Source organism: Allobosea sp. NPDC055353 (assembly GCF_053644975.1).
In genome coordinates this window covers 1,092,423-1,106,898 of sequence record NZ_JBSHMC010000002.1, presented here as the reverse complement: position 1 = coordinate 1,106,898, position 14,476 = coordinate 1,092,423, and the positions used below count along the sequence as shown (strand labels likewise).

Genomic DNA, 14,476 nt, shown 5'->3' with positions numbered 1-14,476 from the left:
TCCAGAGCGGACAACATGCGGCAGGGAACGGCCTGCCACAGGGGAGCCACCGGTTGAGCGCCGGTTCGCAGCGATTCGGGCGCTATGCGCTGAACGGTGCGGCGGCGCTGTCGCTCGGCTTCATCCTGCTCCCGTTGATCTTCGTGACCTGGCTTGCCTTCTTCCGGCAGGAGATTCCCTCCTTTCCGCCGGAGGGCTATTCGCTGAAATGGTTCGCGGGGGCGGCAAACAACAAGTCCTTCATCGACGGCTTCACGCTGAGCCTTCAGGTCGCCATCGCGGCGACGTTGATCGGCCTTCTCCTCGGCGTGCCGGCGAGCCTCGCCCTGGTGCGCCATCGCATCCCGCTGGGGCCGGGCATCAGCACGCTCCTGCTGCTGCCGCTGGTGATGCCGGGCATCGTGCTGGGCACCGCGACCTATGTCTTCCAGATCGAGATCGAGATCGCCACGGAATGGCCGGTATTGGGCTCGCTCGGCGGTCTTGTCGCGGCCCACACCCTCGTCGTCATCCCCTGGGTGGTGCGGCTGGTGACGGCGAGCCTCGCCGGCTTCGACCGCTCGATCGAGGAGGCTGCGCAGAACCTTGGCGCCGGCCCCGTCACGACCTTCTGGCGGGTGACGCTGCCCAGCATCCGGCCGGGTATCGTCGCGGCGTCGCTGTTCAGCTTCGTGACCTCGTTCGGCAATCTCGAGATGAGCCTCTTCCTGGTCGGGCCGGGGCGGACGACGCTGCCGATCGCGATCCTCCAGTATCTCGAATGGAAGATCGATCCGACGGTGGCGGCAGCCTCGCTCATCCAGATCGTCCTGATCGCCGTCGCGATGATCGTGACCGATCGCTATGTCAAACTGAGCCGGGTGGTGTGAACGGATGGCGAGATCCTAACGATGGCACAGCTCTCGCTCTCGCATCTGAAGAAGGCGTATGGCGGCCTCACGGTCGTCGACGATGTCGATCTCTCCGTCGCCGACGGCGAGTTCCTCGTGCTGCTCGGCCCCTCCGGCTGCGGCAAGACGACGACGCTGCGCATGATCGCCGGCTTCGTGCCGCCGAGCGCGGGCGCGATCACGATCGGCGACCAGGACGTCACCAACCTGCCGCCGTGGAAGCGCCATTGCGGCCTGGTCTTCCAGAGCTACGCGCTGTTTCCGCACATGACCGTCGCGCAGAACGTCGCTTTCGGCCTGGAGATGCACAAGGTGCCGCAGGCGGAGCGCGGCCCGCGCGTCGCCGAGGCACTCAGGCTCGTCCGGCTCGGCGGCTTCGACGAGCGCTATCCGCGCCAGCTCTCCGGCGGCCAGCAGCAGCGCGTCGCATTGGCACGCGCGCTGGCGATGGAGCCGCAGGTGCTGCTGCTCGACGAGCCCCTCTCCAATCTCGACGCCAAGCTGCGCCTCGAGGTCCGGATCGAGATCCGCGAACTGCAGCAGAAGCTCGGCCTCACCACGGTCATGGTGACCCATGACCAGGAGGAGGCGCTGACGATGGCGGACCGCCTCGTCGTCATGGAAAAGGGGCAGGTGCGCCAGATCGGCACCCAGCGCGAACTCTACGAGAGGCCGGCCGGCCGCTTCGTCGCGGGCTTCATCGGGCGCAGCGCCTTCATCGACGGCGAAGTCACGGCGCAAGGCCGCTTCCGCACGGGCGGCGGGCTCGATATCGCCTGCGCCGCCGCATCGGTGCCCGGTCCTGCGACGCTGGCGCTCAGGCCCGAGCGGATCGCGGTCGGTGGCGAAGCGGAGGGGCTGCCCAACCGCTTCTCGGCACGGATCGAGCATGCGTCCTATCTCGGCGCGCAGCTCGACGTCCAGGTCGCGCTCAACGAGCAGGACCGCATGCTGCTGCAGATCCCGAACAAGGTCGGGTTGGCCGAGCCGCATGTCGGCGAAAGCATCACGATAGGCTGGGCCGAAAACGCCGGGCTCGTCTATCCGCAAGGGGCCTGAAAGCCCATTCGGCGTCCAAAAACGAGGGGAATACCATGGCTTCATTCGACAGGCGGGACGTTCTGAAAGGTGCAGGCGCGGCGGCGCTGGCGACGGCCACCGGCATGCCGGCCTTCGCGCAATCCGGTGGCCGCGTCGTCGTCGGCACCTGGGGTGGTGACTATGCGAGGCTTCTGACCAAGAACGTCGAAGACCCGATCCTCAAGCCCAAGGGTATCGAGGTGGTGCAGGACCAGGCCGGCGATGCGCCGCGCCGGGCCAAGATGGTCGCCGAGAAACGCCTGCCGCGTGGCACGGTCGACATCCAGGGCCTTTCCGCCGCCAACATGTTCGAGATGAACGAGGCCGGCGTGCTCGAGCAGATCGACTATTCCAAGCTGCCCAATGCCAAGAACCTGCTGCCGACGATGAAATACCCCTACGGGATGGGGCACATCTATTCCGGCAATGTCGTGATCTACAATCCCAAGATCATCTCGCCGGCGCCGAAGGGGTTCAAGGACTGGCTCGATCCGAAATGGGGCTCGAAGATCGGCTTCATCGATATCCAGTACCAGTCGATCTTCATCGCGGCCTCGATGGCGGCGACCGGCGGCAAGGACATGAACGACATCGAGAAGGCCAAGGAGGTCCTGCTCGCGGTCAAGAAGGCCGGCGCGCGCGTCTACCCGACCAACGAGGCCTTCGCCCAGGCGATGAAGAACGAGGAAGTCGGCATCAGCGCGATCTGGAAGGCCCGTGTCGTACAGTGGCAGAACGCCGGCATCCCCTGCGAGGCGGTTTCGCCGATCGAGGGCATCCCGACCTATGTCTCCGGCTTCGTGATCCAGAAGAACGCGCCGAACAAGGAGAACGCCTACGCCTATATGGACGCGATGCTGGCCAAGGCGCCGCAGGAGGCCTTCGCGGTCGACATGGGCTATAACGGCACCGTCACCGGCCTCAATGTCGATCCGGCGCTGCACAAGCGTATCGGCTTCACGCCGGAGGAAGAGAAGACCCTGAAGGATCTCGACTACGCCTTCCTCGCCAAGAACGACGCGGCGATGAAGGAGTGGTGGGACAAGGTCTTCAAGAGCTGACATGGCTCGTCCGTCCGACCATCGCGGCCGTCTGACGCGGCTTTCTGCGCTTCCGGTGCTCCCGGACGGATGTCCGCTCCGCTCCGGTTCTCGAAAGCCGCGCCATTCGGCTCACGCTGGCGAACGGTCGAACCATGCCATTGGCGCCTTCACGGGGAGCGGTTCATGAGCACCGCCCCCGAAGCCGTCGCGGGCGCCCGCACCAGACTCGCCGGCCTGCTCGTCGTGCCGGCGACGCTCTTCGTCGCCTTCATGCTGATCGGGCCGCTGGCGATCCTGTTCCGCTACTCGCTCAACAAGTTCGTGCCCGGCCAGTTCATGGTCGACGCGCTGGTGATCGAGAACTACGTCAAGTTCTTCACCGACGCCTATTATCTCAACGTGCTCGTCCGCACCGTGCGCGTCGCGGTGATCTGCACGTTGATCTGCCTCGTCATGGGCTTCCCGCTCGCCTATGTGCTGGCGCGGACGCAGAGCCGCTTCAAGAATCTCATGGTCATCGCGGTGGTGCTGCCGCTCTTTGTCGGCAATGCCGTGCGCGCTGCTGGCTGGATGACCATCTTCGGCAGCAAGGGGGCGTTCAACGCCTCGCTGATGGGGCTGGGGCTGATCGATCAGCCGCTCGAGATCATGTATACCGAGAATGCCGTGCTGATCGGCATCATCGCGGTCAACCTGCCCTTCATGGTGCTGACGCTGCAAAGCGTGATCGAGGGCATTCCGCGCAATGTCGAGGAGGCTGCCTTCAGCCTCGGCGCCGGGCCTGCCGCGATGTTCCGTCGCGTGCTCTGGCCGCTCGCGCTGCCCGGCATTCTCGCCGGCACGATCCTCACCTTCATCCTGGCGATGAACGCCTATGCCACGCCGGTGCTGCTGGGCGGGCCGAAATTCCAGATGATGGGGCCGCTGGTCTATGGCCAGTTCGCGCAGCAGAACAACTGGCCCTTCGGCGGGGCGATCTCGTTCATCCTGATGACCGCGACGATCCTCCTCACCGCGATCGCCCATCTCGCCGTGCAGCGGCGCTACCGCTGAGATGTCGGAAACGAAACCGCCCCCGGCCGGGTGGCCGGAGGCGGGCTTCTCGCGTGCTTTACTCGGCAGCCTGCAAGACCGGCGGCTCGATATCGTGCCGGGCGAGCGGGCGGTTGCCCGCGAGCTTGCGCATCAGCACGTAGAAGACCGGCGTCAGGAAGATGCCGAAGGCGGTGACGCCGATCATGCCGGCGAAGACCGCGATGCCCATCGCCTGCCGCATCTCGGCGCCGGCCCCGGTCGAGATCACCAAGGGCACAACGCCCATGACGAAGGCGAGCGAGGTCATCAGGATCGGACGCAGGCGCAGGCGGCTGGCTTCGATCGCGGCCTCGACCGGCGTCCTGCCCTCGAATTCGAGTTCTCGCGCGAATTCGACGATCAGGATGGCGTTCTTGGCGGATAGTCCGACCAGCACCACGAGGCCGATCTGGGTGAAGACGTTGTTGTCTCCGCCCGAGAGCCAGACGCCGGTCAGCGCCGCGAGCAGGCCCATCGGGATGATCAACAGGATCGCGATCGGCAGGGTCATGCTCTCGTACTGGGCAGCCAGCACCAGCAGGACGAGCAGGATCGCGACCGGGAAGACGATCACCGCCGAGTTGCCCGCCAGGATCTCCTGATAGGTCAGCTCGGTCCATTCGAAGGCGAAGCCCTTGGGCAGGGTCTCCTTGGCGATCCGCTCCACCGCTTCCTGCGCCTGCCCCGAGGAGAAGCCCGGAGCAGCGCCGGCATTGATATCGGCCGAGAGGAAGCCGTTATAGCGCATGGCGCGTTCCGGCCCGGAATCGGTGCGCACGTTGAGCACCGCGCTGAGCGGGATCATCTCACCGGAGGTCGAGCGCACCTTGAGCTGGCCGATATCCTCGGGCTGGGCGCGGAACGGCGCATCGGCCTGGACGCGCACGGTATAGGTGCGGCCAAAGCGGTTGAAGTCGTTGACATAGGTCGAGCCGAGATAGGTCTGCAACGTGTCGAAGACTTCCGTCACGGGCACGCCGAGCTGGCGGGCCTTGGTGCGGTCGATATCGGCATAGAGCTGCGGAACGTTGACCTGGAAGCTCGAGAATAGGCCGGCGATCTCGGGCGCGGTCGCCGCCTTGGCCATGAAAGCCTTGGTCGCCTCGTCGAGCGCGGCATAGCCGAGGCCGGCGCGATCCTCGATCTGCAGCTTGAAGCCGCCGATCGTGCCGAGGCCCTGCACGGGCGGCGGCGGGAACATCGCGATGAAGGCCTCCTTGATGCCTGCGAATTCCTTGTTGAGCTGCATCGCGATGGCGTTGCCGCTCAAGGACGGGTCCTTGCGCTGGTCGAAGGGCTTCAGGGCGACGAAGACGATGCCGGAGTTGGAGGAGTTGGTGAAGCCGTTGATCGAGAGACCGGGGAAGGAGATCGCGTTCTCGACGCCCGGGTGCTTCAGCGCGATCTCGTCCATGCGGCGGATGACATCCTCCGTCCGGTCGAGCGTCGCGGCATCAGGCAACTGGGCGAAGCCGACGAGATACTGCTTGTCCTGTCCGGGCACGAAGCCCGAGGGCACCGCCTTGAACAGCACGCCGGTCGCGCCCAGCAGCACGACATAGACCGCGAGCATCACCGCACGATGCGAGATCACCCGGCGCACGCCGCCGCCATAGGCCTCGGACGAGCGGTGGAAGAAGCGGTTGAAGGCGCGGAAGAACCAGCCGAACAGCTTGTCCATGGCCCGCGTCAGCGCATCCTTGGGAGCGTGGTGGCCCTTGAGCAGCAGCGCGGCCAGCGCCGGCGACAGCGTCAGCGAGTTGATTGCCGAGATCACTGTCGAGATCGCGATGGTCAGCGCGAACTGGCGGTAGAACTGGCCGGTCAGGCCCGAGATGAAGGCGAGCGGCACGAAGACCGCGACCAGCACCAGCGCGATCGCGATGATCGGGCCGGAGACCTCGCGCATCGCCTTGTAGGTCGCTTCGCGCGGGGCGAGCCCGTTCTCGATATTGCGCTCGACATTCTCGACCACGACGATCGCGTCGTCGACGACGATGCCGATGGCGAGCACGAGGCCGAACAGGCTGAGCGCATTGATCGAGAAGCCGAGGAGATACATCACCGCGAAGGTGCCGACGACCGAGATCGGTACGGCGACGAGCGGGATGATCGAGGCGCGCCAGGTCTGCAGGAAGACGATGACGACGAGCACGACGAGCGCGACGGCCTCCAGCAGCGTCGAGATCACGGCCTTGATCGAGGCGCGAACGAACTGGGTGGTGTCGTAGACGATCGAGTAGTCGACGCCCTCGGGCATGTTCTGCTTGATCTCGCGCATCGTTTCCTGGACGCGGTCGGCGATCGCGATGGCGTTCGAGCCCGGCGCCTGGAAGACCGGCACGGCGACGGCCGACTTGCCGTTGAGCAGCGAGCGCAGCGCATAATCCGCCGCACCCAGTTCGATGCGAGAGATGTCCTTCAGCCGGACGACGGCGCCGTCGGCCGCGGTCTTGACGATGATCTCGCCGAACTGCTCCTCGTTCTGGAGGCGGCCTTGCGCGTTCACCGAGAGCTGCAGGTCGAGGCCCGGCGCATTCGGCGAGGCGCCGATGACGCCGGCTGCCGCCTGGACGTTCTGGGCGCGGATCTCGCGCACGACGTCACCGGGCGAGAGCCCGTGCTCGGCGACCTTCTGCGGGTCAAGCCAGATGCGCATCGAATAATCGCCGGAGCCGAAGAGCTGGACCTGTCCGACGCCGTCGATGCGAGCGAGCCGGTCCTTGACGTTGAGCACTGCGTAATTGCGCAGATAGGTCATGTCGTAGCGGCCGTTCGGCGAGGTGATGTGCACCACCATCGTCAGGTCGGGCGAGCTCTTGACCGTGGTGACACCGAGCCGGCGTACCTCCTCCGGCAGCCTCGGCTCGGCCTGGCTGACGCGGTTCTGCACGAGCTGCTGGGCCTTGTCGGGATCGGTGCCGAGCCGGAAGGTGACGTTCAGCGTCATGACGCCATCGGTCGTCGCCTGGCTCGACATGTAGAGCATGCCCTCGACGCCGTTGATCTGCTCCTCGATCGGCGTCGCGACGGTCTCGGCGATCACGCGCGGGCTGGCGCCCGGATATTGCGCCCGCACGACGACCGTCGGCGGGACGACTTCCGGGTACTCCGAGATCGGCAGGGCCCTGATCGAGAGCAGCCCTGCCAGGAAGATCAGGACAGAGAGGACCGCCGCGAAGATCGGCCGGTCGATGAAGAATTTCGAGAGGTTCATGGGACGCCCCCTTTCGAGCGGCTTATGTTTGCGGCTGCGGGCCCGCCTCGCGGCACCCGCAGCCGATCGTTGATGTCAGCGTTGCGCGAGTTCGGTCGCGGGCTTCTTCAGTTCGCTCTTCTGCGCCATCGGCACCGGCTCGGGCGCGACCGTCGCGCCGGGGCGCACGCGCTGGAGGCCGTTGACGACGATGCGCTCGCCCGGTTTCAGGCCGGCCGTGACGACGCGCAGGCCGTCATGGGCGGCGCCGAGCGAAACCTCGCGCCAGGACGCCTTGGCGTCGTCGCCGATGACGAAGACGAACTTCTTGTTCTGGTCGGTGCCGACCGCGCGCTCGTTGATGACGAGCTGCTGCTCGGCCTTGGCCTGCCCGAGCTGGACCCGGACGAACTGGCCGGGCATCAGCTTGCCGTCGGGATTGTCGAGCCGGGCGCGCACCCTGACCGTACCGCTGGCACCGTCGATGCCGTTATCGACGAAATGCAGCTTGCCGCTGAACTGCGCGGCCTGCGCCGTCGCGGTGGTGATCCTGACCGGGATCTGCTCCAGCGCGCGCGGGCCCTCCGGCAGCGAGGCCAATGCATCGAGCACGCTGCGCTCGTCGGCATTGAAGGCGGCGTAAATCGGATCAACCGAGAGCAGCGAAGTCAGGACCTGCCCGCCGGCCGCGATCAGGTTGCCGATGGTGACATCGAGCCGGCCGATGCGGCCGCTGATCGGGGCACGGATCTGGGTGTAGTCGAGGTTGAGCTGCGCCGTGCGGCGGGCGGCCTCGGCGGCCTGAAGGTTCGCCTGCGCCTCCCGCAGATTGTTGACGCGGGTATCGACATCGCGCTGGGAGAGGTTGCGGGTTGCCAGCAATTGCTGGCCGCGCTCGTTCTCGCTCTCGGCCAGTGCGACCCTTGCCTTCGCGCCCTGCACCTGCGCCTCGGCCCGCTGGAGATCGGCGAGATAGGGCGCCTGGTCGATGCTGACGAGCAGGTCGCCCTGCTTGACGAGATTGCCCTCGCGGAAATGCACGGCCTCGACGACACCAGCGACGCGCGAGCGCAGTTCGACGCGTTCGATCGCCTCCAGCCGGCCGGAGAATTCGGCCCAGGGCACGACCTCGCGGGCTTCGACGGTCGCGACGGAAACGGGGATGGCGGGTGCCGCTGCGGGCGCGGTATCGCCTTGGGCATGCGTGCCGGAGAGGGCAAAGACCGTGACAGCGGTCAGTGCGACGGAGGCGGTGAGGCCGGCCAAAAGGCCGCGACGGTTCGTTCCCGGAATCATGGGGTCGGTCCTTCCTTGGAAATGCTTGGGGTGTTCGAAAGATCGAGAGCGCTAGGAGGGCGCGGTCCGTTCATAGAAGGCGGCGATCTCGCCGCAGCTCTTGCAGAGACAGGAGCCTTCCTCCGCCGCATCCGCATAGGCCAGAGGCCAGCGCGTCGGCGCGGTGAATTCGACATGGCGGACGGCGATGCCGGCCTGGCCGAGACGATCAGCGTATTGAGCGGCTTCGTCGCGCATCGGGTCGTCCTGGCCGCTGATCAGCAGGGCCGGCGGCAGGCCGGCGAGGCGTGTCGCCTGGAGCGGGGCTGCGTAAGGGTGGGCAGCACGCTCGGGCGTGCCGAGATAGTCGGCCCAGCCATCGGCCCAGCGGCAGCCGACCGGGCCGGCCTGCACGCCGCGCAGCGAGGCGGTGCCGAGGCAGGCATCGAGCATCGGCGAGAACAGGATCTGGCCGGCCAGCGCCGGGCCGCCGCGATCGCGCGCCATCATGGCAAGCGCCGCGGCGAGGTTGCCGCCGGCTTCCTCGCCGGCAATGTAGAGTGGCGCCCCGCGCGCCGCCCAGCGATTGCGCCCCCTGGCAAGAGCCTCGAGCGCTGCATAGATGCGCTCCAGCGTCTCGGGGAAGCGCTGCACGGGTGCGAGCGGATAGGAGAGCGAGAACACGACCGCGCCGGCTTCCGTCAGGGCCGTGGCGACGGCCTGCCCCTCGGCCGGCGAGCCGCTGTTGAAATGGCCGCCATGCAGGTGCAGCACGAGCCCGGCATTATCCGGAACCTCGGCGGGAACGTAGAGGCGGCCTGTGAAGCTCTCTCCACGGGCGCTCAGGATTTCCTCCCGCCAGAAGACGGAGAGGACCGGTTGCAGTTTCTGCGCGGCGATCGCGGGCATAGCTTACCCTCGCTGTTGCGGTGCACCACGAGATAGTGAATCGGCATTTCAGAATAAATGCGCTATCTGCTCATTCATTGTTCACGTACAGAAATAATCTGAGGACGTATGGACCAGCTTGCCGCGATGCGGGCCTTCGTGCGGGTCGTCGAGACCGGCACCTTCACGCGGGCCGCCGATCTTCTGGACATGCCGAAGCCGACCGTGACGAAGCTGATCCAGCAGCTCGAAGCCCATCTGCGCGCCAAGCTCCTGAACCGGACGACGCGGCGGGTGACGGTGACCATGGACGGCGCCGCCTATTACGAGCGGGCGCTGCGCCTGCTCGACGAACTCTCCGAACTCGATGCCAGCCTCACGCTGGCGCAGGCGCGGCCGAGCGGACGCCTCAGGGTCGATTGCAGCTCCTCGCTGGCGGTCTCGGTGATCATCCCGGCGCTGCATGAGTTCCACGCGCGCTATCCCGATATCCAGCTCGACCTCGGCCTGAGCGACCGGCCGGCGGATCTGATCGGCGAGAACCTCGATTGCGCGGTGCGGGCGGGCGAGATCGCCGACCAGAGCCTGATCGCGCGGCGGATCGGCGAGATGCAGCTCATCACCTGCGCGACGCCGGATTATCTCGCGCGTTTCGGCACGCCGGTCCATCCGCGCGATATCGAGGACGGCCATCAGATCGTCGCCTATCGACCGGCGCTAGGCGGGCGGGTCATGTCCATGGTCTACCAGAATCGCACGGAGACGATCGAGGTCAGCGGCCGCTACACGATCGCGCTCAATGACGGCATGGGCTATCTCGCTGCGGGGCTCGCCAGCCACGGCATCATGCAGTTGCCGACCTTCATGGCCCGCGTGCCGATCGCCGACGGGCGGCTCGTGCCCTTGCTGATGGATTGGTGCACGGCGCCGAAGCCTCTGCACATCGTCTATCCGCCGAACCGGCACCTGAGCAACAAGGTGCGCGTCTTCGTCGACTGGCTGGCGGACCTGTTCGCCCGCGACGAATTCATCCTGTCGCGTGGCGCGGGATTCCCGGCCGGCTGCAAGCCGTCGCTTCTGCCAGCGATGCCGCCCGCCGCGAAAGCCGATCAGCTTTCTTCGAGCAGCAGCGCGTAGATGTCCTCGCCGCCCGCGGCGCTGCGGATGCGGTCACGGATGTCCTGCGGGCGCAGGCGCTTGGCGATGCAGGCCAGCGCGTCGATCCGGCCCTTGCCGCCGTTCACGGGCGTCAGAACCAGGCAGACGAGATCGACCGGTGCGCCGTCGATCGCCTCATAGGCGACGGGTTTCTCCAGCCGCGCCAGCAGGCCGAAGGGCTCGGTAAGGCCTTCGACCGGCGCATGCGGCATCGCCAGCCCGCCGCCGACACCGGTGGAGCCCAGCGCCTCGCGGTGGTTCAACGCGCCGAGAATAACCGCTTCGGGCAATGCGAGTTGCTCAGCCGCCTTCTTCGCAAGGGCGCGGAAGAGAGCGGGCTTATTCGCGGCGGCGAGCCTGACGATGGAACGCCGGCGGATGATGTCGGATGGGATCATGTGATTTCGTCGCATGCTGCCGCCCGGAAGGGCCGTGCAGGGCTCATTCGGCTTCGCGCAGGCGATAGCCGACGCCGGTCTCGGTGGTGATGTATTGCGGCTGGTCGGGGATGCGCTCGATCTTCTGGCGCAGTTGCCGGACATAGACGCGCAGATACTGCACATCGGCCGAGGCGCCCCAGACCTGCTTCATCAGGTGCTGGTGAGTGAGCACCTTGCCGGCATGCTGCACGAGGATGCGCAGGATGTCGTATTCCTTGGGCGAGAGCTTCACCTCCTGATCGCCCAGCCTGACGATGCGCTTGACCAGATCGACCGAGAGCTCGCCGGTCTGAAAAATCGGCTTCTCGCCCTGCTGCTGGAGTTTGTGGCGCAGCGCGACGCGCAGGCGGGCGGCCAGTTCCTTCATGCCGAAAGGCTTGGTGACATAGTCGTCGGCGCCGTTTTCGAGAGCCGCGACGATGCCGGCCTCATCAGTACGGCTCGACAGGATGACGATCGGCAGGGTTAGCGCCTCGGCGCGCCATTTCTGCAGAAGTTCCTGCCCGGAGAGGTCGGGCAGGCCGAGGTCCAGGATGACGAGATCGGGCAATTCCTCGGCGATGCGTTCGATCGCCTCGCGCGCCGTTGCAGCCTCGCGGATGGCATAGCCCTCGGTCGAGAGGCCGACGCGCAGCAGGCGGCGGATCGCCGGCTCGTCGTCCACGACCAGCACCTTGATGTCCGTTACCGTCATGTCTGCGGTTCCAATGGTTTGGGCTGTGTGTCGGCCGGCATGCGGATGGCGAAGACCGCGCCGCTGCGGTCCGTCCGGTTGGCCGCCGTGATCGTGCCGCCCATCGCCTCGACGAAGCCGCGGCAGATCGCAAGGCCGAGGCCGGTTCCGGCGCGGACCTGATCGCCTTTCCGGACGCGGTAGAAGCTGTCGAAGACGCGCTCGAGATCGGCGGGCGGCAGACCCGCCCCTTCGTCGGTCACCGTCACCAGAACCTCGCCACTGTCCGGCCGGGCACGGATGCCGATGGCGCTGCCGGCGGGCGCATATTTCGCGGCATTGTCGAGCAGGTTGAACAGCACCTGCTCGAACAGGACGGGATCGAGCCTGAGCATCGGCAGGTCGCCCGGCAGGGCGGTCTCGATAGGGTGCCCAGCCGTGATCTTCGCGGCGCGGCGCAGCGCGCTGCCGACGACGTCGGCGACATCGACAAGCGCTGCGTTCGGCTCCATCGCACCGGATTCGATCCGGGTCATGTCGAGCAGATTGGCGATGAAGCGGTTGAGGCGCTCGGATTCGTCGATCACGGTCGCGAGCAGGGCGGTGCGATCCTCTTCCGGCAAGGCGCTGCGGTAGTCGCGGAGCGTGCCGGCCGCGCCCATGATCGAGGCTAGTGGCGTCTTCAGGTCATGCGAGATCGAGGTCAGCAAGGCCGAGCGCAGGCGGTCGGCTTCGGCCGCGAGCTTCGCGCGGTCGACATCGGCGACGAGCTGGATGCGCTCGATCGCGACGGCGGCCTGATCGGCCAGTGCATCGAGCAGGCGCTGCTGCTCCGGCGTCAGCAATGGGCCGTCCTTGTCGTCGTCGAGGCCGATCACGCCGATGGCGGTGCGGCCGGTGCGCAGGGGCAGGTAGAGCCGCTTGGCGCCGGGCAAGGTGTCGGCGCCCCGCCCGGCCGGACGGTCATGTTCCCAGGCCCAGCGCGCGGCGGCGATATCGGCATCGACCAATGTGTCGTCGGGCGGATAGCCGGCGCGGACGGCGATCGTTCCGTCCTCGGGCATCAGGATGACGACGCGCAGGCGCAGCATCGAGGCGATCTGGAAGGCGCTGGCCCAAAGCACGTCGTCGAGCGTGCCGGTGCCGGCGAGCTTCTTCGAGAAGAGATAGAGGTCTTCGGTAGTGCGGGCGCGCTGGCGGGCGGCATTGGCCTGGCGCTGGACGCGGGCGGTGAGGTTCGAGGCGATCAGTGCGACGAGCAGGAAGAAGCCGAGCGCGACGACATTCTCGGGGTCGGCGATCGTGAGCGTGTAGAGCGGTGCGATGAAGAAGAAGTTCAGCGCGAGCGCGCTGAGCAGCGAGGCAAATAGCGCGGGCCAGAGACCCGCTGTCACGGCCGAAGCGAGGACGGCGGTGAGGAAGACCAGCGCGATATTGCGCAGGTCCATGATCAGGCTGAGCAGTTCGGCCGCTCCGAGCGCGACCGCGACATAGGCCGCCGCCGCGAGATAGGGCCTGGCCGAGAAGCCGGGCTTGCCGATGGCCGAGACGCCGGCATCCGTGTCCGGTGTCTGCTCGCGCAAGGCGACGACATGAATGCCGATATCGCCGGCGCGACCGATCAGTTCATGCGAGACGGAAGGCTTCAGCCATTCGCGCCAGCGCGGCTTGGCCGGCTTGCCGACGATGATCTGGGTGACGTTGCCAGCGGCGGCATGCCGGAGGATCTCGCCGGCCACATCCTGTCCCGGCAGGGTGACGGCCTCGGCGCCGAGCTGAGCCGCAAGCCGGAGCGCATTGGCGATCCGCGTCTTGGCTGCTTCGGGCAGGGCTGCGGCCTGCGGCGTCTCGACATGGAGCGCGCTCCAGGGCGCGCGCAAACGGTCGGCCTGCCGCTTGGCATGGCGGATCAGGGCCGGCGCCCCGGCGCTGTCGTCGATGCAGACCAGGATGCGCTCGCCGGCCGCCCAGGGGCCGGAGATCGCGTGCTCCTGCATATGGCTGAGGAGCTGGTCGTCGACCCGTTGCGCAGTGCGACGCAGCGCGAGTTCGCGCAGGGCTGTCAGGTTGCCCGGCGAGAAGTAGTTCGCAACGGCGCGCTTGGCCGTCTTGCCGAGATAGACCTTGCCCTCATCGAGGCGCTTGATCAGGTCGGCCGGGGTCAGATCGATGATCTCGATATCGTCGGCGCGGTCGACGATCGAATCCGGCACGGTCTCGCGCACACGGATGCGCGTGATCTGCGCGACGACATCGTTCAGGCTCTCGACATGCTGGATGTTCAGCGTGGTGTAGACGTCGATGCCGCGCGCGAGCAGCTCCTCGACATCGAGATGGCGCTTCGGATGGCGGCTGCCGGGGGCGTTGGTATGAGCGAGCTCGTCGACGAGGACGAGGGCGGGGCGGCGCGCCAGGATGGCGTCGAGGTCCATCTCGTCGAGGGCGCGGCCCTTGTAGTCGACGAGCCGGCGCGGGACGATCTCGAAGCCGTCGACCAAGCTTTTCGTCTCGCTGCGGCCATGGGTCTCGACGATGCCGATCACGACATCGACCCCCTCGGCCCGGCGGGCGCGGCCGGAGGTCAGCATCTCATAGGTCTTGCCGACGCCGGGTGCCGCGCCGAGGAAGATCTTCAGGCGTCCGCGGCCTTCGCGCTGGGCGCTGGCCAGCAGCGCCTCCGGTGAGGGCCTGCCTCTGGTCTCGCGATGGCTGTCGGCGATGGTCATGCGGGTCCGCACGGAAAGCGGCGGCGCCTGACG

The 14,476-nt window shown here is 67.0% G+C and carries 11 protein-coding genes; 5 read left to right on the top strand and 6 right to left on the bottom strand.

Annotated elements, in window-relative coordinates:
* Positions 1-53: 53 nt before the first annotated feature.
* From ACWIEX_RS18645 to ACWIEX_RS18630, 4 genes are all read left to right on the top strand, one after another.
* Entirely contained in the window at positions 54-869 is an 816-nt protein-coding gene (locus ACWIEX_RS18645) for an ABC transporter permease (protein ID WP_454034462.1), read from the top strand.
* 21 nt (positions 870-890) lie between these two features.
* Positions 891-1,949: an ABC transporter ATP-binding protein gene (locus ACWIEX_RS18640; protein ID WP_454034461.1), complete on the top strand. Its 1,059-nt coding sequence runs from the start codon at positions 891-893 to the stop codon at positions 1,947-1,949.
* 35 nt (positions 1,950-1,984) lie between these two features.
* Positions 1,985-3,031 (top strand): ABC transporter substrate-binding protein, encoded by a 1,047-nt coding sequence (locus tag ACWIEX_RS18635; RefSeq protein ID WP_454034460.1) that lies wholly within the window; start codon positions 1,985-1,987, stop codon positions 3,029-3,031.
* A gap of 165 nt (positions 3,032-3,196) precedes the next feature.
* The gene (locus ACWIEX_RS18630; protein ID WP_454034459.1) at positions 3,197-4,066 is read left to right on the top strand and encodes an ABC transporter permease; all 870 of its coding nucleotides are present in this window, start codon (positions 3,197-3,199) and stop codon (positions 4,064-4,066) included.
* A gap of 58 nt (positions 4,067-4,124) precedes the next feature.
* Here the strand turns inward: ACWIEX_RS18630 and ACWIEX_RS18625 are convergent, their stop codons facing one another.
* The 3 genes from ACWIEX_RS18625 to ACWIEX_RS18615 all read right to left on the bottom strand — a co-directional run bounded on the left by ACWIEX_RS18625 (position 4,125) and on the right by ACWIEX_RS18615 (position 9,467).
* Positions 4,125-7,304: an efflux RND transporter permease subunit gene (locus ACWIEX_RS18625; protein WP_454034458.1), complete on the bottom strand. Its 3,180-nt coding sequence runs from the start codon at positions 7,302-7,304 to the stop codon at positions 4,125-4,127.
* Positions 7,305-7,379: 75 nt separating this feature from the next.
* Positions 7,380-8,579, bottom strand: coding sequence for an efflux RND transporter periplasmic adaptor subunit (locus ACWIEX_RS18620; protein ID WP_454034457.1), 1,200 nt, complete (start codon positions 8,577-8,579; stop codon positions 7,380-7,382).
* Positions 8,580-8,630: 51 nt separating this feature from the next.
* Positions 8,631-9,467: an alpha/beta hydrolase fold domain-containing protein gene (locus tag ACWIEX_RS18615; protein ID WP_454034456.1), complete on the bottom strand. Its 837-nt coding sequence runs from the start codon at positions 9,465-9,467 to the stop codon at positions 8,631-8,633.
* Positions 9,468-9,575: 108 nt separating this feature from the next.
* On the opposite strand from ACWIEX_RS18615, the gene ACWIEX_RS18610 reads away from it, so the two are divergent.
* Positions 9,576-10,583 carry a LysR family transcriptional regulator gene (locus ACWIEX_RS18610; RefSeq protein ID WP_454034455.1) on the top strand — a complete coding sequence of 336 codons (1,008 nt, stop codon included), beginning with the start codon at positions 9,576-9,578 and terminating at the stop codon, positions 10,581-10,583.
* Here ACWIEX_RS18610 and ACWIEX_RS18605 read toward each other — a convergent pair.
* Genes ACWIEX_RS18605 through ACWIEX_RS18595 form a run of 3 tightly spaced genes read right to left on the bottom strand, consistent with a single transcriptional unit; the run spans position 10,556 to position 14,443 of the window.
* Complete coding sequence (locus ACWIEX_RS18605; RefSeq protein WP_454034454.1) at positions 10,556-11,002, bottom strand: PTS sugar transporter subunit IIA; 447 nt, start codon at positions 11,000-11,002, stop codon at positions 10,556-10,558. The two genes, ACWIEX_RS18610 and ACWIEX_RS18605, sit on opposite strands and share 28 nt — an antisense overlap.
* Positions 11,003-11,045: 43 nt before the next feature.
* The gene (locus ACWIEX_RS18600; protein ID WP_454034453.1) at positions 11,046-11,738 is read right to left on the bottom strand and encodes a response regulator transcription factor; all 693 of its coding nucleotides are present in this window, start codon (positions 11,736-11,738) and stop codon (positions 11,046-11,048) included.
* Positions 11,735-14,443, bottom strand: coding sequence for a DUF4118 domain-containing protein (locus ACWIEX_RS18595; RefSeq protein ID WP_454034452.1), 2,709 nt, complete (start codon positions 14,441-14,443; stop codon positions 11,735-11,737). The genes ACWIEX_RS18600 and ACWIEX_RS18595 overlap by 4 nt, the downstream gene beginning before the upstream one ends.
* Between the last annotated feature and the right edge of the window lie 33 nt (positions 14,444-14,476).

Bases quoted from the DNA above. Each gene is read 5' to 3' on its own strand.
- ACWIEX_RS18640 (WP_454034461.1), top strand. From the start codon at position 891: ATGGCACAGCTCTCGCTCTCGCATCTGAAGAAGGCGTATGGCGGCCTC.
- ACWIEX_RS18635 (WP_454034460.1), top strand. From the start codon at position 1,985: ATGGCTTCATTCGACAGGCGGGACGTTCTGAAAGGTGCAGGCGCGGCG.
- ACWIEX_RS18630 (WP_454034459.1), top strand. From the start codon at position 3,197: ATGAGCACCGCCCCCGAAGCCGTCGCGGGCGCCCGCACCAGACTCGCC.
- ACWIEX_RS18625 (WP_454034458.1), bottom strand. From the start codon at position 7,304: ATGAACCTCTCGAAATTCTTCATCGACCGGCCGATCTTCGCGGCGGTC.
- ACWIEX_RS18620 (WP_454034457.1), bottom strand. From the start codon at position 8,579: ATGATTCCGGGAACGAACCGTCGCGGCCTTTTGGCCGGCCTCACCGCC.
- ACWIEX_RS18615 (WP_454034456.1), bottom strand. From the start codon at position 9,467: ATGCCCGCGATCGCCGCGCAGAAACTGCAACCGGTCCTCTCCGTCTTC.
- ACWIEX_RS18610 (WP_454034455.1), top strand. From the start codon at position 9,576: ATGGACCAGCTTGCCGCGATGCGGGCCTTCGTGCGGGTCGTCGAGACC.
- ACWIEX_RS18605 (WP_454034454.1), bottom strand. From the start codon at position 11,002: ATGATCCCATCCGACATCATCCGCCGGCGTTCCATCGTCAGGCTCGCC.
- ACWIEX_RS18600 (WP_454034453.1), bottom strand. From the start codon at position 11,738: ATGACGGTAACGGACATCAAGGTGCTGGTCGTGGACGACGAGCCGGCG.
- ACWIEX_RS18595 (WP_454034452.1), bottom strand. From the start codon at position 14,443: ATGACCATCGCCGACAGCCATCGCGAGACCAGAGGCAGGCCCTCACCG.